The organism is Brevundimonas sp. SPF441 (assembly GCF_009661015.1).
In the GTDB taxonomy this organism is placed as follows: Bacteria; Pseudomonadota; Alphaproteobacteria; order Caulobacterales; family Caulobacteraceae; genus Brevundimonas; species Brevundimonas vesicularis.
In genome coordinates this window covers 21,454-45,840 of sequence record NZ_WJWX01000009.1, presented here as the reverse complement: position 1 = coordinate 45,840, position 24,387 = coordinate 21,454, and the positions used below count along the sequence as shown (strand labels likewise).

The following is a 24,387-nucleotide window of genomic DNA, read 5'->3' as shown; positions in this document are numbered from 1 at the left end:
TCTCAGCGATAGGGCGTCAGGTCGATGGCGTCGGCCATGGCGCGGAAGCCCGCATCATTGGGGTGCAGATGGTCGCCGCTGTCGTAGGCGGCGGCCAGTTTCAGCGGCTCGGTCGCATCGCGCATCACGGCGTCGAAGTCGATGACGCCGTCCGCCTCCGCGTTGGTGCGGATCCAGGCGTTGACGGCCTGGCGGGTCGCCTCGCCCTGTTCGGACCAGTAGTTGGCGTCCTTGAACGGCAGGATGGTCGCCAGTCTGATTTTCAGGCCGGCGGCATGGGCGCGGGCGATCATCTGGCGGTAGCCCGCGATCAGATCGGCCGGGGTCGGCGGCTGCGGATCATGATCGCGCCAGGCCATGCCGAAGTCGTTGACGCCTTCCAGAACGATCACATCGGTCACGCCGGGCACAGCCAGAACGTCGCGGTCGAAACGCGCCAACGCCGCCACACCCAAACCGGGCTTGGGCTTCAGGATGCGGTTGCCCGAGATGCCCGCATTGGCCACGGCCACCGAGGTCAGGCCCGCCGCCTGCAGACGGCGCGCCAGCAGATCGGGCCAGCGCTGGTCGGCGTCGCGCGTGCCGTTGGCGCCGTCGGTGATGGAATCGCCCAGGGTCACGATCACCCGGCCCGCTTCCGCCCGCTCGACATCGACGCCCGAGATCAGGAGCCGCTGCGTCACCAGGGTCGGGTCGGTCAGAGCGGCGGCCGCCGTCTGGTCGCCGTGTGCGATCCAGGCCGACGACAGGCCCAGCAGGTGGATGGTGGGATCGGCGACCTCGTCGGGCAGATACAGGCTGATCGACAGACGGCTCAGCGCGGGCAGGGCCAGATCGACCGGATCGCTGAGCAGGGGCGCCTCCGGGGCCAGCAGAGCGCTTGCCGCACCATCGAAGGTCAGGTCGCGCGCCGTGCCGGGGACGGGGGCGCCGTCGTCGGCCAGCTGCACGATCCGCACCCGTCCGATCCGCACGGCCGTCGGGCCGTATTCGTTTGTCAGCCGCAGGCGGAAGCGGTCGCCGCCCGCGCTGACGCGGACCACCTGGCGGACGGTGACGTCCTTCAGCGTCGGCGGGCGACGGTCGGGCGCGGCGGCCAGGGGCGAGGCGCTCCAGCTTCGCGCCCAATGGGTTTGCGCCTGGACGCTGGCGGCCAAGCCTGTCTGCGCCAAGGCGGCCAGGGCCAGGGCCAGCGTCAGGATCAGGGCGTGCTTCTTCATCGGCTTCCTCGGACTAGGCGACGGTCCAGACCGAGAAGTCTCGGACGGTCATGTGATTCCAGGTGGTGCGTACGCCGAACCAGCCGCGACAATAGGGGGCAGGGTCGTCCAGGATGAACATGCGCCGGTCATCGCGCCAGTATTCGATGCGCGACCCGTTCGCGATCAGGCGGACGCGATAGGGTCGGTTGGCTACGATAAGATCCTCCGACGCCGACAGGTCATGCTGGGGCAGTAGGGGCCGCTCTCCATTTCCGACATAGCGGCGGAAACGAGAGGAGGTGTTCGAGTTGCCGCCAAGCCCGACATAGTAGGTCCGCAACTCGTCATAGTCGGCGAAGGCTCCCGACCGGGGGCGTGCAAGCAAGTCGCCTGGACTGCGCGGATCGTCAGCCATCCAGAAGCAGTTCAGGTCACTGACCCTGTCATGAACGCCGCCACCCGACACGGCTTGGGCCGTGAAGCGGATCTCGACCGGCGATGTCAGTTCGGGCCGGAACCAAGCGGTGGCACCCTTCGGCACGTCGAAGGTCATTACCCCGTCGGCGGCGCGTACGGTGCCCTGACCCTGCTCCAACTCGACCAGCCATTGATCGAGGTCGTGGCGGAAATCGTCGGCGTAAAGACGCCTTGCGCCGGACCGGGGCAGGGCAGCGCATCCGGCTAGACCGGCGGCCCCGAGCAGAACTCTGCGTCTATTCGCGCTCAATGCCCGCTTTCCGCAGGCTGGGCTGTCTTGAACGCGAAACTGGGGTGCGACGGCTGGTTATAGGCCGAGTTTTGCCCCGACACCTGTGACCGATATTGCGCATCGTGCATCAGAGTGACGTGGCGGATGGCGGTCGGATGCGGGGTCACATAGATGCGCAGCGCCGAGTTGTCGGCCGTGCGCCAGATCACCTCTTCACGCCAGTCGCCCAGGATGTCGGCGACCAGAACCGGATTGGCCTTGGTGCCGTTGTTGGAGGCTGCGCCCTCGGCGCTCAGCAGGGGGACGGACCGCTGGTTCTCCCAGTCCCATTTGAAGATCCGCGTGCCGTCCAGCAGTTCGCGCAGGGCGTCACCGTCCCACCAGATGGCGAAGTTCATCTGCTGCGGGTGGGTGGGGGAGATGACCCGGCCGTCTGCCGAATACAGGTCGTTGCTGTTCGACGCCCAGACCTCGGCCCCCGGATAGCGGGGGTCGATGTCGATGGCGACGCCGCGCCCGACATCCTGCTGTCCGGGCGTGCGCCAGAGGATTTCGCCGGTGCTGGCGTCGACCATGGCCGACCCGACGCCGCCATTGCCGACGACGTTTTCGTGCACCCCGAACTTCTCGAGCCCCGGTCGGGTCGGGTCCAGGTCGCCGACATGCATCGCGTCCCCATGGCCCAGCCGCGTGGTCCACAGCGGCGTTCCGTCGTCGTCCAGCGCCATGGTGCCGTAAATGATTTCCTGTCGGCCATCGCCGTCCACGTCGGCGACGCTGAACTGGTGATTGCCCTGACCGGCGTAGCCTTCGGGCGCCGTGTCGCTGTCGAACACCCAGCGTTGGCTCAGCCGTCCGTCGCGCCAGTCCCAGGCGGCGACCACGGTGCGCCCGTAATAGCCGCGCGCCATGACGATGCTGGGCAGGCGCCCGTCCAGATCGGCCGCGCCGCCCAGATACCGCTCGGACCGATTGCCATAGCCGTCGCCCCAGATGGCCGCCATCTCTTCCGATGTCGCGTCATCGCCCGCCCGACCGCGCGAGGGGACATAGGGCGCACTGGCCAGGGCTGCGCCGGTGCGGCCGTCGAAGACGGTGATGAACTCCGGCCCTGACAGGATGCGGCCGACCAGACCGGCCGCCAGGCTTCCGTCCGGTTTGCGCTCGGCGCCCGTTCGGTCATGGCTGGGGATTTCGCCGCCGTCTTCGCGCCAGTCGGCTTCGGCGTCGCCGATCGCCCGGCCGGCGCCGTCGATCGTGCCGTCCGCAGTCTTCAGAGCGACCTCGGCCCGTCCGTCGCCGTCGAAGTCTTGAACAACCATCTGGGTGTAGTGGGCGCCCGAACGGATGTTGCGGCCAAGGTCGATGCGCCACAGCCGCCGTCCATCCAGCCTATAGGCGTCGATCAGCGTCGGACCGGTGAAGCCGGCGAAGGCGTTATCCTTGGCGTTGGTCGGCTGCCATTTCAGGATGATTTCATAGCGCCCGTCGCCATCCAGATCGCCGACCGTCCCGTCGTTGGCCTGGTATTCATAGGCCACGCCGTCCGGCGTAATGCCGCCTGCGGGACGATCCAGCGGAATGCTCAGATAGCCGTCGGGCAAGTTCAGCGCGTCCGACGGCTTTTGGTCATCCACACGGCGCACCGCATAGCGCGCCTGTAGATCACCGCTCACGTCGCGCCAGTTCGTCGCTTCCCCCGCGCCGGTCCTGATGACCTTCACGCCATTCTTGAACACGTCGAAGCGGGCGTCTGAAGAGTCCGTCGCCAGCAGCCGCCACTGCACCAACATGCGACTGTCGGAACCCAGCGTAGCCACCACGGACCGATCCAGCCGCTCCGGATGCGGCGACTCGGCTTTGGCGAACCCTGAGGCCATGATGAAAATCGCGCCCGAGCAGATCAAAAATACTCGTGGGGGCACCATACGAAAACCAGCCAAAACCGCCTCCCAGCAAAAAAGTCCATTTTGTAGGATTTTATCCCAAAAATTCCAAGCGGCTTCGCTTTTAGGCAATGCTTGCTTGGAAGCGCAGATCGTTGAGGCCCGAAGCCATGCCTGTCACGGCTGCCGCGCGGTAGGGGTCGGCGTCACATCATACGCCGCGCAAACCGATCTGAGCCTCTAGTACAACGTTCGTGGCGGCCGATGCAGGCTAGGTCCTCAGTATGCGATGATGTGGATGGTAACGGATGTGACTTCGTCGGCCCGCTGGCGATCTGTGAGCAGACCGAGCCGTGATATCAATCGGTGCAACACGCCAAGCACCGAAGTCTCAAAGGCCTTCAACCTTTTCGGACGAGTCCAGACGCCGCGTACCTACCGATCGCGCGATGTCGGAACCTTCATCGCCAAGATATCACGGGTGCGTCGGGTGATGCCGTACAGCGTGCCGGGTTGGGTTTCGTCCCAGTCGATCGCCTGCCCCTCGGCCTCGATGCCCAGCGTCTCCATGTGATCCAGCACGCCGCCGCCCATCGGAAGGGCCACGACGTAAAGCTCGGGCAGGTCGTGGCCGGTCAGATACAGCCGTCCGTCCGGCCCCCAGCCGCCGCCGGAGATGCTCATCGGCGCGATACGCTCCAGGATCGAGGGCGGCAGGGCCCATCCCTCCAGCCGACGCCACTGGTCGTCGAAACGCACCAGGGTGGTGTAACGATGATCGCGCGGCGCTTCGCCGCCCCGACCGTCATAGTTGGCGAACATGGCCCACCAGGATCCGTCGTGACGATCGATCCAGGTGATCGAACCGGTCCCCAGTCCCAGCGCGACGCTGCGCTTGTGATGCAGGGCGACAGGATCGAACACCTCGACCGTGCTGACCTGCGGCGTGGCGGGGAAGTTGGAACTGGCGCAGACCAGTTCGGCGTCGATCAGACTGCATGAGTTGATGTGCGGAAACCGCGCGCGGTCGCCGGTCCATTCCGCCTGTTTCTCGCCGCTGGCCTTGTCATAGCGGACGATGGACCAGTTGGAGACGGCATAGACGGCGTCCGGCCCCACCGCCACGCCCTGGCGCGCATCCGATGCATAGCGCCGTACCGTCTCGGCCCGCCCCGCCAGGACGACCGGCGCAGGCGTGACGTGTTCCACAGGCGCCGGCGCCGCCTGGACGGCCGACAGCATCAGGGCGGACAGGATGGAGACGGACATGGCGGACCTTTCGAAGGCGAGAACGGCCGCTCCCGGAGAAAGCGGCCGTCCGGATCGGGATCAGAAGCTGGCCGACAGACCGACCCAGTAGGTTCGGCCGTAGTTGGCCGATTCCTGCAGATAGGTGCGGCCCGGACCCGTCACTTCGCGACGGCCCGAGTTCGACAGGTTCTGCCCCTCGGCGAAGACGGTGATCCCGTTGTCGAACCGCCAGCTGACCGAGGCGTCGTAGGAATGACGGCCCTTCCAGTACTGGTCGGCGTTGGGGATGGTGTCGTTGATCGTCTCCAGGAAGCCGCCGATATAGTTGTGCGACACGCGGGCTTCCAGCGGACCGCGTTGATACCAGATCGACTCGTTCGTCGTGGTCGAGGGCTGCTGGAACAGACCCGTGTGACGCTTGCCCGCCGTGGTCAGGAAGGTGAACTCCGTGTCCAGGAAGGTGGCGTTGGCGCTGACGCCGAACCCGTCAAACGGCGCCGGCAGCATGCTCAGGGCCTGCTGGAAGGCGACTTCAACGCCGCGGATCTTGGCCGTCTCGGCGTTGGTCGGGGTCGAGACGATCACCGCCTCCACGCCTCGGCCCACGTCCAGGTTCTGAACCGAGCTGAGGGTGAAGATCTCGTTGTCTATGCTCTTGCTGAACAGGGCGACCGACATCAGGCCGTCGGTCGGATAATATTCGAACGACAGGTCGAACCCTTCGCTTTCGCGCGCCTTCAGGCCGGGGTTGCCCCGCGACAGCGTGGCTTGCGATCCGTCGAAGCTGACGTTCTCGCTGGCGGCCAGCGAGCCGAAGTCGGGCCGGCCGATCGTGTTGGTCCAGGCGGCGCGCACCACGACGTCATCACGCAAATCCCAGCGCAGGTGCAGGCTGGGCAGCCAGTTGTCATAGTCGCCTCTGTTCGACACCGGCGTCAGGGTCGTCCCCGCGGCGCGCACGGCGTCGGAACTCACCTCGGTCTTTTCGTAGCGAAGCCCGCCCAGCAGGGTTAGATCGCCCCACCGATAGCTGGCCTGGGCATAGCCGGCGAAGACATCCTCGGTGACGTCATAGTCGCCGGTCGGGGTGGCGGTCTTGACGTCGAAGCTGGCTGCGTTGGCCGCATAGAAGGCCTCGGCCGTCGCCACGTCGATACGCGGCGTCAGTCGATATTGTCCTTCGATCAGTTTGTCCGGTCCCGGACGATCGACCTGATCCAGCGTATAGATGAAACCGGTCTTGGCCGTATAGTCGGTGCGGCTGGACCGATAGCTGCGGTCGCTCGAGCGCAGCACGGCGCCGAACTTCGCCTTCAGGTTCCGCGTATCGCCGCCATCGTCGAAGGCGAGGTTGAACCGGGCCTGTGTCGTTTCCTCGTCGGTCTTGACCAGCGAGACGCGGCGCTGCTGAAGATTGAACAAGGCCGGATTGCGGAAGGCCGTCGGATTGGTCGGGGTGAAGACCGGGAAGAAGTCCGAGGTGTCGTAGGCGAAGCCGAAGTTGGCGTTCGCGGCCGTGCGGAACTCCATAGAGGTGTTCGGCGTCTCCAGCCCGGCCTGCGAATAGACCAGGTCGCCGTCCAGCCGCCATTGCGGCGTGGCGTCCCAGCGGAAGGCGGTGCGGCCCAGACCGATCTCACGACGCGTGATGGGCTGGTTCAGGCCGATGATGTTGCGTCCCGTGGCGAAGGTCCCAGAGGTGCGCGTCTGGTTCGTCACATTTCCGTTCGGTTCGGTGCGGAACTCGGTGCGCTCCTCGTCGTCCTCCATGCGGGCGTAGAGCGCCGAGGCCTCCCAGCGGAAGTCCACGTTCGGGCGCCATTCCAGCTTGCCGTTCACGCCCGAGCGCTGCTTGGTGTTGTTGTACCAGAACAGGCGCAGCTGGGTCGGCACCTGGATGCCGTTGCCGGCCGCGGAGCCCGAGTTCACGGGCTTGCCGGCGGCGTCGTATTCCCGGATCGAGGGCGCGGCGGCCTCAGCTTGCGGGATGTCGTAATCGAGCTGTTCGTGCGACGCGCCGATCACCGCGCCCCATTCGTCGGCCGCGCCGAACCGACGACCGGCGGCGAAGGACAGGCGATAGGACGGGGCGTCGTTGCGCACGTCGCCATGCTGCTCATAGACGCCATAGGAGGCCATGCCGTTGAAGAAGGGCTTGGGGGCGTCGAAGGCGCTGCGGGTGGCGATGTTGATCACGCCGCCGATGGCGTTGCCGTCGTTCTCGGGCGTCACCGTCTTGATGACCTCAACCCGGCCGGCCATGACCGAGGGCACGATATCCATCGGCACGGTGCGCGCGCTCTCGTCCACCGAACCGACGAAGGCCCCGTCGATGGTCGTGCGGTTGTAGGTCGAGGCCAGGCCGCGCAGGATCGGCCAGCGCGGCTCGCCCTGGTCCTCCATGACCGAAACGCCGGGAATGCGACGCAGGGCGGCGGCGGTGTTGTGGTCCGGCAGCTTGCCGATGTCGTCGGCCGACACCGCGTCCATGACCTCGAACTCCGCGCGCTTGACGGCGGTGGCGGCGCGCTGGGCCTCGCGCTGGCCGGTCACGACGATTTCGTCGACCTCGGCGGCCTGATCAACCTCCTGCGCGCGCGCCGAAGCGGCGAAGGCGGCCGTGGCCAAGGCTGTGGTGGCCAGAAGCAGCGGCCCATAGGCCCGCCGCGTGATCTTGATGGTCATGGCATCCCCCGATGTCGATCCGACGACCGCCCACTAGGGCGGGCCGATGACGTTCGGGGCACTGTTGGGAGTCGCTTTGGCGAAGTCTTGATGACGCGGACGCGGTGTTTGGGTTCTCACGCGGAGCAATCAACCTGAAATAAGCATGATGCCGACGCATCAAGTTCCTAGCGGTTTGCTTTGGTGGTGGCCCTATGAACTTGTGGGGCCACGCCGCTTTCATTCGCGTCTTGGATGTCGCTGGAAAAGATACGGGATAATTGCGGTCGCATCCATGTCGAATGAAGCGGCTGCACCAACAGGCGCGCCGTTGGCGGAAGCCGCACCCCCTATAAAATGGTGTTGCAAGCGCCGTGGTTAATGCGCCGTCCATTTCAGCGTCAGGCCGATCGTGCGAGGACGCAAAGGGGTGATGGCCTGGGCGTCGGGAAGGCGGAAGGGGTCACTGTAGGCGAAGGTGTTGGCTTCGGTGTCGAACAGATTGTCCACGAAGACGGTCGCCGTCCACGCCGACGCCTCGACGCCCAAGGCCAGCCTGCCCGTACCGTAATCGCCCATTCGATATTGCTGGCGTCCGTCGAACGTCAGGCGCGACGCGCCGACGTAGGACAGGCCGCCGTCGGCCAAAAGTTCAAGACGCTCGCCAAGCGGACGACGCCAGCTGAAGCCGACATTCGCAGAAGCCCGGGGCACCCCGGGCAAGCTCGCGTCACGACGGGAATCAAACCGCGCGCTGGGCGAGGTGATGCGTGGGTCGGCGACGAGCCCGTTGGCGAAAAGCTCAAGCGTCTCAGAGGGACGCCAGTTGGCCTCGACCTCGAAGCCCTTGTCGGCGCCGTCGCCGACGTTGACGACATAGGCCAGGCCGCTGGGCAAAAACTGGTCGCTCTGCACATTGCGCCAGCGTGCGGCGTAGACGGCGGCGCGGAGGCGGGTGCGACCGTCCGCCGATCGGTACTTGGCCCCCAACTCGGCGTTCCACAGACTATCCGGCTGGTATTGGCGCGCCGGTGAATCGGACAGGCCGCTGAAGTCCTGACCGATGACCCCCGCGGTGTTGAAGCCTCCTGTTCGGTGGCCCTGGCTGACTAGGGCGGACAGATTGAGGCGATCGCTGGGCTGCCAAGCGAGTGCGATCTTGGGCGTGAAGCCGGCGGATTCACCTCGCCCGTCGAAGGATCGCGAGCGGCTGAACTGTCGAACCAGGGAGGTGGTGTCGTATTCAAGGGCGTAGTAGCGGGCCCCGGCGGTCAAGGTCAGGTCGTAGGGCAGATCCAGCGACGCTTCGCCGTAAACGGCGGCCTCGTTCAGCCGGTCGCGCCGCGCCTCGGAATAGATGGCGCGAGGCTCGGGCGTCAGGGCGGATAGGACGGGATTGGTGCGTGTGGTGTTGGACGACACCAGACCGCCGGCCAGCCAGCGCCAGCGACCGATATCGGGAGAGGCGAAGTTGGCCTCGCCGACGACCAGGTGGATATCCTTGCCTTCGTCCAGCGCGCCGATGCGCCAGCCCGATCCGAAGCGACGAAGGGCGCTGGAGGCGTCGTAGCGGCTCTTGAAACCATGCTCGACGACCGAGACCGAGGCGTTCAGCCGGCCCCAGGCGCCGCGCCCCTCGATGGAGGCCGAGCCTTGGTCGAACCGGTTCTGGTGCGGTTCGCGAACCAGATTGGCGCGCCTCAGCGGGCCGAGGCCGCGATAGACGTAGTGGGTGTCCTCGGTGACGATGGACTGGTGAACGACGCCGGCACGCGCCGTCCAGCCGGGCGAAATCTCCAGCGCGGCAGACAGCCGGCCGCCGCGTCGCGTGCCGTCATTGACCCGCCTCAGGTTCAATTCGACGTCGTTGATATAGCCGCTGTAGGTCTCGCCATAGAGGGCAGCGCGGATCGCGGCGCGGTCGCCGGCGATCGGCAGGTTCGCGACCAGGCCATAGTCTGAGTTCCAGCCGCCGCCGTCAGTGCGCGACCGGGTCGCAGAGAGCGACAGGGATTCTTCGCCCATCGCCGGAGCTCGCGTGACGATGCGCACGACGCCGCCGATGGGGCCGGTACCGTACAGCGTGCCTTGCGGTCCGCGCAGCACCTCCACCCGGTCGATGTCGATCAGGTTCAGATCCGGGTCCGGGGCGGCGTATGTCACCGGCGTCAGGTCGAGGTACAGGCCGACGGTCGATTGGGTCAGACCGGTGAAGACGCCGTCCGATATGCCGCGCAGCAGGATCTTGTTCCGGCCGGGGCCGAGATTGGTCACCGTCATGCCGGAGACGAGGCTGTCCAGGCCCTGCATGCCTGTAACCCCAGCGCGAGTAATGCGGTCGGCGCCGACCGCCGTCATTGCCGACGACGAGGACTGGATCAGTTCGGGTCGGCGGGGGGCGGTCACGACGACCTCGCTGACTTGAGCCACGTCTTCTGGCGGCGTCACAGCGGCGGCGGGGCGTGGGGTGATCGGTCGAGCGGGAGCGGGCGCTGCGCTCATTTGCCTGCTGATGATCACAGCGCCGTCTTGGCGAATGGCGTGGCGACATCCGCTGCCCGCCAGCAATCGTGTAAGGGCCGCGTCCAGCGACATCCGCCCGCTGATCGCGGGGCTGACGCCGGCGCACGATGTCAAACTGCCGCCCAGCGAAACGCGGGCCTGAAGCGCCAGGTCGAGAAGGGCGTCGTCTACGGACTGGCGCGGGATGTAGATGTCGAGCAGGCGCGCATCCGCCTGCGCCGGCGTGCTCAGGGCCGTCGTAGCGAAGAGAAAGAGACTGGGAAGAAGGGCGGCGGCGTGTGGCTTGGACAGGGCGAGGCGTTGGGGCCGCCCGCCCTTAACCGGCCTCACGGGCGTTGACGCGGACTTCGCGCGTCGAGGCGTCCACGCGGACGGGGGCGAAATCCTGCAACTGCTTCAACATCACGGCCTCGTCGCCAATGCGAAGGGCGCCGGTGAACCGCAGCGCCCGAGCTGATGTCGATAGCACGACCGGCTTGTCGAGATAACGCGAAAGATCGTCCGCGACATCGGTCATCGGGCGGTTGCGATAGACGAGAACGCCTTGTCGCCAAGGCGAAGTCTGGTCCGGAGACACTTGCGACAGGGCAGGGGTCTGCGCGCCGCTCTGCGCCAGCGCCTGACCGGCGACCAGTCGGACCTTGGGTGCGTTGACGGGTGTTACGGCGACGACGCCCCGTTCGACGGCGACGGCAAAACGGTCGCCATGGTTCAGGACATTGAATGCGGTCCCCAAAACCTCGACCTGATGATCGCCCGCGGCGACGATGAAAGGATGGGCCGGGTCGTGGGCGATGTCGAAAGCGGCCTCGCCCTCGGTCAGCGACACCGAACGTTTGTCGCCGTCGAACCTGACGTCCATGGCGGAATGGCGGTTCAGATAGACGTGCGAACCATCCTCGAGCGCAACCGTCAGGGGCGCGTCGGTGGTGGCGTAGACCTGCGAGCCCGGCGTCAGCCACATGAACAAGCCGACAGCCAGAGTCACGCTGGCGGCGATGCCGATCGCGGCGCCCAGCCAGGGCGAACGCGTCTTGGCGCGGCGTGCACGCGCGGCGGCGAGGTCGATGACCGGGGCCTCTGTCGGTGCGGAGGCGGCATGGTCATCCAGATCGACCCACAGGCGCTCGACGGCGTCATAGGCGGCGGCGTGGGTCGGCGACGCCTCCAGCCAGTCTTGGAATTCCAGCCAGGCGGATTCGGGCGCCTCGTCGTCACGCAGGACGACGAACCAGTGCAGCGCCTTTTCCTCGATGTTGGTTTGTGCGGTCATCCGATCCCAGCCTGGAGGAACGCCGTGCAACGCGCCTCCTGATAACAAGACGGCGCCGCCAAGCTTTCACCTTCAGACAAATTCCCCCAGGGCGTGAAAAGAACCGGCATCACGGTTGAACCTTGCGGGAAAGAACGCGCAGCGCGTCCATCATGTGCTTCTCGACCGAACTGCGCGAAATGCCCATTTGGACGGCGACGTCGGCATAGCTGACCCCATCGAACTTGTGCAGGCGAAAGACGGTCTGGGTTTTGGCGGGCAGGGTATCCAAGGCGGCGAGAAGGCGCGCCAGCTTCTCGCGCCCGGCCACGACCGCCTCTGCCGAAGGGGCCGCGTCCAGGTCTTCGGCGGCGCCCGTCTCGTGATTCAGCTGACGCCACTGGGCGTCGCGGTTCGCCGACCGTTGCCCTGACCGCCAGCGATCCATCAGCAGGTTGGAAGTCAGGCGAAAAAGAAAGGCGCGTGGATTGTCCGGCGGCGGGTCGGGGTCGAGCGTCGAGACCTTCAGATAGATGTCCTGCAGCACATCATCGACATCGCCAGACGCGCCGCCTAGCCGCGCGCGGCAGAACCGGGCCAGATTCTCGCGCTGCTCAAGATAGGCGGCGATCAGGAGATGCGCGGAAGGCGCGGTCAAACGGGCGAAGTCCTCTGGTGCAGCCAAACAGGCCAAGACCTTCAATGCCGTGACGATTTTCATGAGGCAAGGGTTGGTCGGCGGCGTCTTTGTCATGAAGGCGCCGTGTTGCGGCGACGAGCAGGACCCAGATGCGCGCGTTTGCAGGACATGACGGCACGACGGCCCCGGTTCTTTCGGTCGGCTAGGGCGTCGTTGTGTTCGATCTCTGGCGCTCGGGCTTCATCCGCCGTCCCTTAAGCAGCTTCATTGACCACGAGCCGCGCGCGGACGAAGTCGTCTGGCTGCCGGACTGCGGACCTCATGCCTATGTCGCCGACCCGTTCGGGATCACGCGCGACGGGGTGCTGACCGTCTTCGTCGAGGCGTTCGACTATCATGTGCGTCGGGGCGAGATTCACTATCGTCAATTCGACGCCGACGACCGGCTAGTGGGGCAGGGCGTGGCCCTGTCCGAGCCCTGGCACCTGTCCTATCCGACCCTGATTGAGGACGGCGGCGAACTCTACATGCTGCCCGAAGGCTACAAGAGCGGCGCGCTGATCCTCTATCGCTGTGTCCGTTTCCCGGATCAGTGGGAGGCGGTGGCCCGCATCGGCGAGGCGGCGGCCGTTGACGCCACGGTGGTGAAGCACGACGGCCGGTGGTGGATGTTCCATGCGCTGCCCGGACCGGACGACCGGGCGATGCGCGAACTGCACATCGCCTGGGCCGACAGCCTGACGGGGCCGTGGACGGCGCATGCCGGTAATCCGGTGCTGAGCGGTTTTCAGACCTCGCGGCCGGGCGGGTCGGCGTTCGTTCACGACGGCGCGCTTCATCTGCCGGTTCAGGACTGCGCAGCGACCTATGGGGCGGCCATCAATCTCCTGCGGATCGATGTGTTGTCGCCAGACGCGTTTTCGGCGGTGGTCGTGAAACGGTTCGAGCCGGGCCATCTGCTGGACGGATACGGCGACGGCTTGCACACCCTCTCGGGTCACGACGACATCACCTTCATCGACGTGAAGGGCATCCGCCAGTCGTCGGCGGAGCCATGGCTGAAGGCCGGCTTCAAGGCGCGTCGCCTGCTGGGCCTGAACGGGCCGCGCGGTCGCCGCGCCACCGGCGCCGCCGTCCATCCAAAGATTTTCCAGACCGCTTCCGTTCGGAAGGAAGGCTAGACCATGCGTATCGCCGTCGTTCTGCCGCGAGGCTGCACCTTCTGTCCGGACAAGAGCAACTCAATGGAGACGGTGGTGCGCACGCTGTCGGCGCACAGCCGTTTGAACCGGCTGGTGACGCTGATCGCCGATGCCGGCGGGCCGACGCCGGCGGGCGTGCAGATGGTGACGGTGCCTGCCGGACTGGGCCGCAAGGCGCGAAATGCGGCGGTGGTGGACGTTCTGAAGAAGCTGTCGCCCGACATTGTGGAATACCATCAGCAGCTGAAGGCGGCGTCGGAGTTGGCGCGGCAGTTGCCGCATGCGATCCACGTTCTATATCGCCACACGCGGATCAAGCCGTCGCGCAACCTGATCGAACGCTTGCGCTATGGCCGTCGCCTTGCGCGGTTCGACCGGCTGGTGTTCGTCAGCCGGGCGGCGGGTGAAGAGTTCGCAACGGATTATCCGCGTCTGGCCGGGCGCGTCTCGTCGGTTTGCAATCCGATCGAAAGCGACGCCTGGCGTGCATCGCCCGAGCAGCGCGAGAACCTGATCCTGTTTTCGGGGCGGGCGATGAGGGACAAAGGGCTGGACCTGTTCTGCGCAGCCCTGGCCGAGACGTTGGATCGTCATCCCGACTGGCGCGGCGCACTGATGCTGGGCGACTGGGACAAGCATCAGGACTGGGCCGCGCCGCAGGTGCAGATGCTGGAACGGTTTGGCGACCGGGTCGAAATCCACAAATCAGCGTCGCTGGACGCGGTGCGAGCGATGACGCAGCGCGCCGCCATCGCGGTCACGCCGTCGCGCGTGCGCGAGGCCCTGGGACTGGCCGCGCTGGAGGCCCATGCGGCGGGCGCGGCGCTGATCTCGTCGGGACGCGGCGGCTTGCGCGAAGCCAGCGGCGAATATGCGCTGTATGTCGACGTTGAAGAGACCGGGTCGCTGACAAGCGCCATGATGCGTCTGGTAGAAAACCCCGATGAACGTCTGGCCCTGGCGCGTGGCGGGCAGGCCTATGTCGAGCGGGTGCATTCGCCGGCCGCGCGCGCCGCCGAGCTGGACGCCTTGCGCGAGGCCTTGGTCGACAAGGCGTTCGTCACGCCGAAGCCGACGCTGCGCCGGCGTCCTCTGTTCGGGCCGGCGGCGTCGCTGACCCGGCTTCAGGGCTAGGCTTCAGCCTCTCCGGACAAGGCTGTCGTAGACGTGGGTCACGGCGTCGAACCGGACACGTGACGGTTGATCGCCCAGCGGCGTTGGATCGAAGTGCGCGTCGGTAAAGCCGGCCGCGACAGGGTCGCTGATCTTGTCTGTGTTCCAGCCGAGCAGCAGCCGTCCCCCGGGTCGAAGGATGGCGGCCAACGCCTTCAGCGCCCTTTGCTGTTGCTCGGAACTGTCGACGCCATAGCCCAGCACGCCGTTGCAGACGACAGCGTCGAAGATCAGGTCGGAGAAAATCCCGTCCGCCTCACACACGTCGCCGGTGCGATGCCGACCGCTTCGGCCCCAGCGCTCGGCTGCGGCGTCAATATCGGTCGTCCAGACTTCTCCTCCGCCGGCTTCCAGAGCAGCGTAATCATCCAGCGTATATTCGCGACATCCAACCCACAGTATGCGGCCGCCCTCAGCGGACAGGGCCGGGATGTAGCTTTCGGCCATCACGCGCCGATCCGGGAGGACGCGAATGCGCGCCGCCTTGGCGGAACTTCGTTTGCGATCGGCGTCCTTGCCGAAGACCAGCGTCCTTAAAACCGTTCCAACACCCATGCACTTCCCCTCGCCTTGCCCCATAGGGTTGGTAGCGAGCAGCGGATCGACTGCCAACCATCGCGTGGGCGTTTTGCGGTTCTGTCGGGTACCGGGCAGGTGCTCAGAACGGGAAGAAGATCGGGACGGCCACCATGGCCGCGATCCAGGTGATCAGGTTCAGCGGCAAACCTACGCGCACGAAGTCCATGTAGCTGTAGCCGCCCATGTTGAAGACCAGCACATTGGTCTGATAGCCGAAGGGCGTGGCGAAGGCCGCCGAGGCGGCCATCATGACGCAGACCAGGAAGGGGCGGGGATCGACGCCCAGGCTTTCGGCCAAGGCGACGGCGATAGGAGTGATCAGAACGGCGACGGTCGCATTGGACAGCAGTTCGGTGGCGAACAGGGTCACGCCGTACAGCACGATCAACGCACCGAGCGGGCCCAGCGGACGGATGAACCCGATCAGACGGTCGGCGCCGGCGGAGGCCAGACCTGTCACCTCGATCGCCGTGCCAACAACCACCATTCCCGCGATCAGCAGCAGGATTTCGGGCCTCAGTCCGGCGTAGGCTTCTTCGGGCGTAATGACCCGAAGCAGGATCAAGGCGACGGCTCCGGCGAAGGCCGAGGCGGCGATGGGCGCCCAGCCGAGCGCAGCCGAGATGATCACCAAGACAAAGATTCCCAAGGCGATCATCGCCGGGCGAAGTCGGAACGGCCGGTCCGCCGCCCCATACAAATCCACGTCGCCCAGGTGCGCGTCGCCGGAGCCGTCGGCCTGGTTGCGGGATCCGCCAAGACGGGGAAGGCCAAAGGGTAGGCGTCGCCGGCGTTTTGAAATCGCTTCGGCCTCGGCGCGCTGCCGCGCCTCCTCCATCTCCGCCAGTCGCGCGGCTTCCGCCTCATCCATGGCGACGGACCGACCGAGCTGGCGCGCGCCGACGAAATACAGCCACAGGCCGCCGACGACGGCGATCGCCAAGCCCACGGGGGTGATCTCGAACAGGCCGAAGACGGGCTGTCCCGCGTTGCGCGCCATGTCGTTGACCAGGAGGTTGGTCGAGGTGCCGATCAGGGTCAGCAGCCCGCCCATGACGGTGACATGGCTCAATGGCATCAGGAAACGTTTGGTCGACAGCCGAAGCGACTGGGCCACGTCGCGGATCACCGGCGCAGCCAGCACCACGACCGGAGTATTGTTCAAGAAGCCGCCGACCGATCCACAAAGGCCGATGACGATCCAGATGCCCCTAGCGCCTATCCTCGAGGCGAGTTGCGTCGCCTGGCGGATCAACCAGCCAAGCAGGCCCGACAGCTCGATGGCGTAGGCGATGACGAAAAGACCGGCCAGGGCGATGACAGCGGGGCTGGCGAAGGCGCCTTGGACCTCGACGGGCCGAACGACACCCAGCAACAGCAGCACCGCCGCACCGGTCAGGGCGACGACGTCGGCTCGGACCTTGCCATGAATAAGGACGCCGACAACGCCGACAAGAACGGCGAGCGCCGCGATCTGATCGAAAGTCATGATGCCGTGCAGACCGTCCCCCGTCTCTCGCGTCAACCAATTTCGTGAGATCGGCTCCCTGTCAGCGGTTCACGTGCTAGGGTGGTTCCATGCTCGAACCGATTGTGCCGCCTCGTCCATCGGTCGTCGCGCTTGCGGCGTCCCTCGTTTTTCTAAGCGCCTGCCAGCGTGAGCCGACCGCCGCAAGCGCGCCTGTTGCGGAGCCGGCGCAGACCCCGGTCGTGACCGTGGCGCCCGCGCCAATCCTAGACCGCGCAAGCCTGCTTCAGGCCATGGACATCGCCGCCTCTGCATTCGCCGCCGGTCAGGAGGTCGCAGGCGCGTCGCTGGCCGGTCGACGCTTCGTCGTGCGCCAGGCCTTCGGCTGTGGTGGTCCCGCCGTGAATAGACCGTCGCAAGCCGGTTTGGCGACAGTGACATGGAGCGAGGACCGCGAGAGCGCGAAACTGACGTTGACGCCCGGCGACTGGTCCCAATCGGCGTTGATTGCGGGTGACGCTGAAATTTGGGAAGCGGCCGAAGGCTTCTGGTTGGCTCGCCCCTGGCTGCGCGTCGACACCTGTCCGGCGGTGCGGGGGGGCGCCTCGCCTGAAGCCCCGTCGGCGGCCCAGACCATGGGCTTGGCGGCTGTTTTCAAAGAAGGCGGGTCTAGGACCGTCCGGCGCAACGGCCGGGCCTACGAGGCGACGCTGCGCGCCGAAGGCGACCAGCCTTTGATGCCGTCCGCGCAAGGCTATCGCCTGGTGCTTGAGGGACGAATGACCGCTTTCGCGGACGGTCGCGCCATTCGCTGCCGCGCCGTGGATGCGGATCAAAGGCCGGTCTGCATCGGCGCCGTTCAACTTGACCGCGTCGCCTTCGAGGACGCCGAGGGCAAGACCTTGAGCGAATGGCGAGAAGGCTGAGGGCGCTGACGCCCCGTTCGCATCAGGCGGCGTAGTATTTGCGATAGGCTCGATAGTCGTAGTCGTGATGGCCGTAGTGCTGACCGGCCAGCGCCCGGACATCGACCTGACTGAGGGTGACGCCGGAAAGGCGAACGCCGGATTGGCTGAGGATGCGGATCGCGGCGGCGACGGCGCGTGCGGGGGTCTTTCGCCAGCGGGCAAGCAGGACGACGCTGTCGGCTTTCGCCGCCAGGATACGGGCGTCGGCGAGGACCAGGACCGGCGCGGTGTCGATGACGATCAGGTCGAAGGCCTGACGCAGTTCGTCGAGCAGGGCGTTCATCGGCGGGGCGCCGAACAGGTCGTCGGCCGACAGGCCAGATCCCGAAAGGGGCAGAACCTGTGCGCCGGAGGCCGGGTCCAGCAACAGCGCGTTTCGCCAAGCCGCCGCGCCATGCAGGACCTCGGCCAAGCCGTGCTCGGGGTTCAGGCCCAGCATCCGCGTCACGCCGCGCCGGCGCGGATCGCCATCGATCAGGAGAACCCGTCCGCCGGACCGCGCGACGACGCGGGCCAGACAGACGGCTGTGGTGGTCTTGCCCTCGCCGGGCAAGGCGGAGGTGACGGCGACGATGCGCGCGGACGGCTCGCCCACGACGCTGACGACCGGGACGATCGAGGTGCGCAGCGTCCGGAAGGCCTCGACGAAGACCGACAGCGGGCGTTGGACGACGAGGTCGATCGGATGCAGCGTCTGATCCTCAGCCGTCGCCACGGAGGAGGCCAGCGGAATGGCGCCGACGGCGCCGACGCCCAGCCTGCGCTCGATGTCATCGGGGCCGCTGAGGCCGGTCTGCATGGCGTTGGCGATAATGACGGCGCCGATTCCCGCCGCCGCGCCGAGCATCAGGCCGAGCGCCAGGCTGATCATCAGGTTCGGCGCGCTTTGTGCGGTCGGAGGCGTGGCGCGCGAGACGATGCGGGCGTCCGCCTGCTCGACGCCGGTCTGGGCGCTGGTCTCGCGATAACGATCCAGGAAGGCGCGGTAGATGGCGCGGGCGGCCTCGGCCTCACCTTCCAGTTCGCGCAGACGCACCGAGGCGGCGTTGTTGTCGGCCAAGGCGCCGCGCGCAGCGTCCAGGCTGGACTGGACCGAGGCGGCGCGTTGGCGGGCGACCTGGGCCTGGGCGTCCAGGTTCGAGACGACACGGCGGATCTCGGCCTGGATCTGCGCGTCGATGTCGGCCAGCTCCTGACGGGCGCGGATCATGTCGGGGTGCAAAGGGCCGTAGCGGACAGAAAGGTCCGCGACGCGCGTGCTGATCGCCGCGCGCTGGGCGCGCAGGTTCTGAACCACGGGAGAGGAGAGGGCCTCGCCCACATCGTCGCCGTTGGAGCCGGCCGCCATCTGAGAGCGGGCGGTGCGCAGGCGGGCGTCCTGTTCGGCCTGCTGTGCGCGGGCCAGGGCGAGTTGCTGGTTGTAGGCTGAGATCTCCTGCTCGGTCAGGGTGGCGCCCTGGGCGCTGAGCAGGCCGTTGTCGATCCGGTAGGCCGAGACGGCGGCGTCGGCGGCCTCGACCTGGCGGCGCAGATCTCCCAGCCGAGCGCCCAGGAAGGTGTTGGCCTGGGCGTTGGCGTCAAACTTGGCCGTGAGTTGAGACTGGAGATAGGCGTCGGCGAAGGCGTTGGCGATGCGGGCCGTCTTGGTTGGGTCTTCGGAGGTGAAGCTGATCGCCATCGAATAGGTCAGGCCCACACGGCGCACGGTCAGGCGCCGTCGGACGGCGTCGATCACCTGTTGGCGCTCGATCTGAGCATCGGTCGGCGCAGGCGTAGTGCGCGGCAGAGGTTTGGTGAGGGGCGAGGATCGCAGGCGAGCGTTGAACTCAGGATCGCGAATTAGATCCAGCGTCAGCACGACTTGGGCGGCAAGCTGGGGTGACTTCAGAACTTCGACCTCGGTGTCGACGACGGCCGCCTCGGCGTCGAGCGCCGACAGCACGGCCTGTCCCGCCACGACCTGTTCCTTGCGGGTGTTGATCTGGAGGCTGGCGGTCGCAGTATAGACGGGCGGCTGGCCCAGCATCAGCGCCAGCACGATCAGGCAGACGGCTGCTGCGACAGCGATAAACAGGCCGAGACGACGCCGGAAGGCGGCGATCAAGGCATGGAGGTCGATGGCGTCGTCCGCAGGCTGGCCGGGACCGCCGATCGCGGGGTCGTGGTGGGTCATCGCGCCATCGAACGGTGATCGTCCCGTCCAGTGGTGCGATGATGCCTTCAGGTTGTCAATCTTCGCGCTGTGGCCGTGTGTTCAGAACTGCGAGACGACAGCGACGGAAAGGCGCGTCGAGCGATAGCTCGGTCCTGCCGCCGCGCCGGACGAGGATTGATCGAGAAAGGTCACGCCGGCGGTCAGACCGTAGCGACGGTTGAGACGATAGACGGCGCTGAAGCCGGCGGTAAAGCGCGTGTCCGTGCGGTCGAGGCCGTTGTAGCCGTCCTCGCTCCACGCCGTTTCCGCCGTCAGGATCAGGTTGCGCAGCAGTTCGTGGTCCACGCTGATCGACAGGTCGGTGCGCAGGGCGCCGGCCGAGTCGATCACGCCGGTGTCCGCGACGCTGCGCGCCGCGGTGGCGGTCAGAGTCGTCAGTTGGGTGGGGAACCACGACAGGCGCGCACGACCGCCGAAGCCGTCGAGATCGCCATAGGCTGCGTCTTGGAAGTCCTGGCGGATGTATCCGGCGGCGACCTCGCCCCGGATCAGCGCGCCCAGCTCGAAGTCCACGCCAGCCAAGGCTTCGTGACCGGAAGAGGATCGTTCCGGCGACCCTGCCACCTTGCGATAGTTGCGGTCATCGCGGGCGACCTGAAAGAACAGGGCCGTCGCGGGGGAAAGGGCGTAGTCGGCGCGGCTGGTCAGGCGGGCGGCGGTGCGATCCCGGTCGTCCTGTTCGATGACGGCGCCGGCAGCGCTCAGTCCATCGCGGTAGTCGTAGCGAAGGACTGCTGCGTCGGCCGAGAGGCGCAATCGACCCCGCGTGCGCGTCGCCGCCAGCGAGGCGGAGGCCAGGTCGAAGGCGATCGGGCGTCGAGCGACGGGGCCGGCCCCGGCGGCCGTGCGGGCCTCGTGATCGTGGGCGTAGTCAGCGGCCAGGGTGATGTCGACGCCTCGAAGGATGTCGAGACGGCCGGCGGCGTCCAGGCTCCAGTCGGTCGTGCTCTCGCTGTCGTAGTCGAGGTTGAGGTCGATCTCGGCGCGGGCGCGGGTTTCAAACGCGTGCCGCGACCAGTTGGATCGGGCGACGACTTCAGGCGTCAGACGCAAGGTCGTTGCAGGCTGACGGTCGTCTTCGGCTGCAAAGATGTTGTCGTCATGGATGACGCCCGACTGAAGCCGGGGAAAGGCCGTGAAGCCGCCGGCCCGGATGCCGAGCGGGTCATAGGCGGGCTGCGGCCGATCACGCACGGCGACCGCACGGTTGCGAACGAAGGGGTCGATTTGCGCGTCCTGAGCCGGACGCAAAGCCTGGGCCGTGGCGTCGGTTGCGCCGAACAGCATCAGGACGAAGCCGGCCGACAGGATTTCGCGTCGCATCGGCCCCCCAGCCTTCTTGCGTCAACCGTTCTCGTATTGACGCCACCAGGCGACGAACTTTTCCAGTCCGACCTTCAGCGGGGCCTTGGGCTGATAACCGCACAGGGCGTTCAGCTTTGAAATGTCCGCATAGGTGGCGGTGACGTCGCCGGGCTGCATCGGCCGCATGATCTTGTTCGCGCTGACGCCCAGCGCGGTTTCCAGCGTGGAGATCATCTCCATCAGGCCGACGGGCTGGCTGTCGCCGATGTTGTAGACCTCATGGACGCCCCGCGCGGGGGGACAATCCAGAACGGCGACCACGCCATCGACAATGTCGTCGATATAGGTGAAGTCGCGCGCCATCTTGCCTTCGCCATAGACCTCGATCGGCTCGCCGCGCACGATCTTCTGGGTGAAGCTGAAATAGGCCATGTCGGGCCGGCCCCAGGGGCCATAGACGGTGAAAAACCGCAAGCCCGATTGCGGAAAGCCGTAGAGCCTGGCGTAGCTCTGGCTCATCAGTTCGCACGAGCGTTTGGTCGCGGCGTAGAGCGACACCGGGTGGACGGTCGGGTCATCCTCTCGGAAGCCCGAACCTTCCAGCGGCCGGTCGCCATAGACCGAACTGGACGAGGCATAGACCAGGTGCGTCACCTCATTGTGGCGTGCGGCCTCCAGGATCGACAGATGGCCGGCCAGGTTGGATCGCTCATAGGCGAAGGGGTTTTCGAGCGAGTAGCGCACCCCGGCCTGAGCCGCGAGGTGGACGATCCGCTTGACCCCGGCATCCGCGACCAGCGCACGCATCTGCGCGTGGTCGGCGATATCGGCGCGGACCATCTTGAAGCCGTCTCGCCCTTCCAGGCGGGCGGCGCGGGCGGCCTTCAGGCGCGGGTCATAGTAGTCGTTGAAGACATCGACGCCGATCACCTGTTCGCCCCGGTCCAGCAGACGCTCGGCGACGTGCATGCCGATGAAGCCGGCAGCACCCGTGACGAGGATCGGCGACCCCATCAGCCGCGCCCGATGCCCATGTAGCGGAAGCCGCGATGCTTCATGTCCTCGGGTCGATAGATGTTGCGCAGATCGACCAGGACCGGCTGTTTCATCAGCAGCTTGATGCGGTCCAGATCCAGGGCGCGGAACTGGTCCCACTCGGTGACGAGGACCACGGCGTCGGCGCCGACGACGGCGTCATAGGCGCTGTCCTTCATCTGGATGTCGGGCAACAGCTTGGCGGCCTCGTGCATGCCTTCGGGATCGAAGGCCTGGACGGTCGCGCCGGCGGCGATCAGGGCAGGCGCGATGTCCAGCGACGGGGCGTCACGCATGTCGTCGGTGTTCGGCTTGAACGTCAGGCCCAGGAGAGCGATCGTCTTGCCCTGAACGCTCGTGCCCAAGGTCGCGGCGACGCGGTCGGCCATGGCCTTCTTGCGGGCGTCGTTGACCTCGACCGTGGCCTCGATCAGCTTGGTCGGAGCGCCGTATTGCTGGGCGGTGCGGACCAGGGCGATAGTGTCCTTGGGGAAGCACGAGCCGCCATAGCCCGGTCCGGCGTGCAGGAATTTCGAGCCGATCCGTTTGTCCAGACCAATGCCGCGCGCGACCTGCTGGACGTCGGCGCCGACGGCTTCGCACAGGTCGGCCATCTCGTTGATGAAGGTGATCTTCATCGCCAGGAAGGCGTTGGCGGCGTATTTGATCAGCTCGGACGTGCGACGGCCCACGAACAGCAGCGGGCTCTCATTCAGGTTCAGCGGACGATAGAGTTCGCTCATGACCTTCTGCGCGCGGCCGCCGGCGTCGCCGGTCATGTCGTCGATGCCGATGACCACGCGGTCAGGACGTTTGAAGTCGCCGATGGCGGCGCCTTCACGCAGGAACTCGGGGTTGGAGACGACGGCGAAGTCGGCGTTCGGATTGGTCTTGCGGATAATGGCCTCGACCTCGTCGCCCGTGCCGACCGGGACTGTCGACTTGGTGACGACGACCGTGAAGCCTTCGATCAGGCCAGCGATCTCCTCGGCGGCGGCGTGGACGTAGGACAGGTCGGCATGGCCGTCGCCCCGGCGCGTCGGCGTGCCCACGGCGATGAAGACGGCGTCGGCCCGGCGAATGGCCTCGGCGCCGTCCAGGGTGAAGAACAGTCGACCTTCGCGCACATTGGCGGCGACCAGATCATCCAGCCCCGGCTCATAGATCGGGATTTCGCCCCGCTCCAGCCGCTCGATCTTGGAGGGATCCTTGTCGATGCAGGTGACGACATGGCCGAAGTCGGCGAAACAGGCGCCGGACACCAGGCCCACATAGCCCGTCCCAATCATCGCTACGCGCATCGAAATCCCTCATCAGCCGCGAGCCGACCTTTAGCGGTGCGGTGCGCCCGGGGACAATGGCTTTTGGTTTCGCGGTGCAACGGGTCTGCAGCCGACGCCATCCAGCGTCGGCTGCAGGATCAGAGCTAGAGGACGCCGATCATCGAGGCGACCAGCGGGTGACGGACGATGTCGCGCTCGGCAAGACGCACCACGGCGATGTCGGGTACGGCCTCAAGTCGAGCCGAAATGTCCGACAGGCCCGAGATGCCGGGCAGCAGGTCCGACTGCTGCGGGTCGCCGGTCACCACCATGGTCGAATGCCAACCCAGTCGGGTCAGTAGCATCTTGAGCTGGACGTAGGTGCAGTTCTGCGCCTCGTCCACGACGATGAAGGCGTTGTTCAGCGTGCGGCCGCGCATGTAGCCGACCGGAGCGATCTCGATCAGGCCTTCGGCCATCAGCGCCTTGACCCGCTTCATCGACAGACGATCGGACAAGGCGTCGTAGAGCGGGCGCAGATAGGGGGCCAGCTTGTCTTCCATGTCGCCGGGCAGGAAGCCGATGGATTCGCCGGCCTCGACAGCAGGACGGCTCAGGACGATGCGGCCGACCTTGCCGGCCTCCAGCGCCTCGACGGCCTTGGCGACGGCGAGGTAGGTCTTGCCGGTGCCTGCGGGACCCAGCGCCATGACCAGGTTGTGGTGGTCGATGGCTTCCATCAACTCGCCCTGGCCCTCGGATTTGGGCTTCAACGTCTTCAGATAGCCTTGGTCGCGGTCGTCGTTCGAAGGGTAGGGCGACCACCCTGATCGCTCGTTATGCGGGGCGTGAAGCCGACGAACTTTCGACTCCTCCATGAAATCACGCGAATCCAGGATTCCGTGTTCACGCGTTTGACGCTTGGTTGCAGCACGCTTGGTCATGGACGCCTCCAGGGCATGAAAAAAGGCGGACCCGAACGGGCGCCGCCTTGGATGGTCTTGGGGAGGAAGAGGTCGCGGCCTGCAGAGCAGCGGCCCGGATCGACAGCAG

Annotated in this window: 18 protein-coding genes; 3 read left to right on the top strand and 15 right to left on the bottom strand. The window is 66.5% G+C overall.

The annotated features are described in order from the left end of the window. Nucleotides 1–2: 2 nt before the first annotated feature. The 8 genes from GGC30_RS07330 to GGC30_RS07295 all read right to left on the bottom strand — a co-directional run bounded on the left by GGC30_RS07330 (nucleotide 3) and on the right by GGC30_RS07295 (nucleotide 12,145). Entirely contained in the window at nucleotides 3–1,220 is a 1,218-nt protein-coding gene (locus GGC30_RS07330) for an SGNH/GDSL hydrolase family protein (RefSeq protein WP_153923285.1), read from the bottom strand. A gap of 13 nt (nucleotides 1,221–1,233) precedes the next feature. Continuing rightward, a complete protein-coding gene (locus tag GGC30_RS07325; RefSeq protein ID WP_153923284.1) occupies nucleotides 1,234–1,929 on the bottom strand; it encodes a DUF6250 domain-containing protein in 696 nt (231 codons plus the stop codon). Beyond that, entirely contained in the window at nucleotides 1,926–3,791 is a 1,866-nt protein-coding gene (locus GGC30_RS07320) for a rhamnogalacturonan lyase (protein ID WP_228763655.1), read from the bottom strand. Before GGC30_RS07320 ends, GGC30_RS07325 begins: the two co-directional genes overlap by 4 nt. 441 nt (nucleotides 3,792–4,232) lie before the next feature. Further along, on the bottom strand, nucleotides 4,233–5,066 hold the full coding sequence (locus GGC30_RS07315) for a hypothetical protein (protein WP_153923283.1): 834 nt from the start codon (nucleotides 5,064–5,066) through the stop codon (nucleotides 4,233–4,235). Nucleotides 5,067–5,126: 60 nt separating this feature from the next. After that, a complete protein-coding gene (locus GGC30_RS07310; protein ID WP_153923282.1) occupies nucleotides 5,127–7,733 on the bottom strand; it encodes a TonB-dependent receptor in 2,607 nt (868 codons plus the stop codon). 357 nt (nucleotides 7,734–8,090) lie between these two features. After that, complete coding sequence (locus GGC30_RS07305; RefSeq protein ID WP_153923281.1) at nucleotides 8,091–10,565, bottom strand: TonB-dependent receptor; 2,475 nt, start codon at nucleotides 10,563–10,565, stop codon at nucleotides 8,091–8,093. Beyond that, nucleotides 10,552–11,508, bottom strand: coding sequence for a FecR domain-containing protein (locus GGC30_RS07300; RefSeq protein WP_153923280.1), 957 nt, complete (start codon nucleotides 11,506–11,508; stop codon nucleotides 10,552–10,554). Before GGC30_RS07300 ends, GGC30_RS07305 begins: the two co-directional genes overlap by 14 nt. A 109-nt stretch (nucleotides 11,509–11,617) precedes the next feature. After that, nucleotides 11,618–12,145, bottom strand: coding sequence for an RNA polymerase sigma factor (locus tag GGC30_RS07295; RefSeq protein WP_228763654.1), 528 nt, complete (start codon nucleotides 12,143–12,145; stop codon nucleotides 11,618–11,620). A 197-nt stretch (nucleotides 12,146–12,342) separates the two neighbouring features. Between GGC30_RS07295 and GGC30_RS07290 the strand changes: the two genes are divergently transcribed. Together GGC30_RS07290 and GGC30_RS07285 are read left to right on the top strand one after the other, a co-directional pair. Continuing rightward, complete coding sequence (locus tag GGC30_RS07290; protein WP_228763653.1) at nucleotides 12,343–13,308, top strand: hypothetical protein; 966 nt, start codon at nucleotides 12,343–12,345, stop codon at nucleotides 13,306–13,308. 3 nt (nucleotides 13,309–13,311) lie between these two features. Then, nucleotides 13,312–14,463: a glycosyltransferase family 4 protein gene (locus GGC30_RS07285; protein ID WP_153923278.1), complete on the top strand. Its 1,152-nt coding sequence runs from the start codon at nucleotides 13,312–13,314 to the stop codon at nucleotides 14,461–14,463. 3 nt (nucleotides 14,464–14,466) lie between these two features. Here GGC30_RS07285 and GGC30_RS07280 read toward each other — a convergent pair whose 3' ends face one another. Next, nucleotides 14,467–15,057 (bottom strand): bifunctional 2-polyprenyl-6-hydroxyphenol methylase/3-demethylubiquinol 3-O-methyltransferase UbiG, encoded by a 591-nt coding sequence (locus GGC30_RS07280; protein ID WP_153923277.1) that lies wholly within the window; start codon nucleotides 15,055–15,057, stop codon nucleotides 14,467–14,469. Between the two features lie 103 nt (nucleotides 15,058–15,160). After that, nucleotides 15,161–16,570 (bottom strand): SLC13 family permease, encoded by a 1,410-nt coding sequence (locus GGC30_RS07275; RefSeq protein ID WP_153923276.1) that lies wholly within the window; start codon nucleotides 16,568–16,570, stop codon nucleotides 15,161–15,163. Between the two features lie 89 nt (nucleotides 16,571–16,659). On the opposite strand from GGC30_RS07275, the gene GGC30_RS07270 reads away from it, so the two are divergent. Beyond that, a complete protein-coding gene (locus GGC30_RS07270; RefSeq protein WP_153923275.1) occupies nucleotides 16,660–17,475 on the top strand; it encodes a hypothetical protein in 816 nt (271 codons plus the stop codon). Nucleotides 17,476–17,497: 22 nt separating this feature from the next. Here GGC30_RS07270 and GGC30_RS07265 read toward each other — a convergent pair whose 3' ends face one another. The 5 genes from GGC30_RS07265 to GGC30_RS07245 form a co-directional block, all read right to left on the bottom strand. After that, entirely contained in the window at nucleotides 17,498–19,690 is a 2,193-nt protein-coding gene (locus GGC30_RS07265; RefSeq protein WP_153923274.1) for a polysaccharide biosynthesis tyrosine autokinase, read from the bottom strand. 81 nt (nucleotides 19,691–19,771) lie between these two features. Continuing rightward, the gene (locus GGC30_RS07260) at nucleotides 19,772–21,055 is read right to left on the bottom strand and encodes an outer membrane beta-barrel protein (protein ID WP_153923273.1); all 1,284 of its coding nucleotides are present in this window, start codon (nucleotides 21,053–21,055) and stop codon (nucleotides 19,772–19,774) included. 21 nt (nucleotides 21,056–21,076) lie between these two features. Beyond that, nucleotides 21,077–22,051, bottom strand: a complete 975-nt coding sequence (locus GGC30_RS07255; protein WP_370451914.1) for an SDR family NAD(P)-dependent oxidoreductase — start codon at nucleotides 22,049–22,051, stop codon at nucleotides 21,077–21,079. Beyond that, entirely contained in the window at nucleotides 22,051–23,373 is a 1,323-nt protein-coding gene (locus tag GGC30_RS07250) for a UDP-glucose/GDP-mannose dehydrogenase family protein (protein WP_153923272.1), read from the bottom strand. The genes GGC30_RS07255 and GGC30_RS07250 overlap by 1 nt, the downstream gene beginning before the upstream one ends. A 125-nt stretch (nucleotides 23,374–23,498) precedes the next feature. Next, the gene (locus GGC30_RS07245) at nucleotides 23,499–24,290 is read right to left on the bottom strand and encodes a PhoH family protein (RefSeq protein WP_091752533.1); all 792 of its coding nucleotides are present in this window, start codon (nucleotides 24,288–24,290) and stop codon (nucleotides 23,499–23,501) included. Between the last annotated feature and the right edge of the window lie 97 nt (nucleotides 24,291–24,387).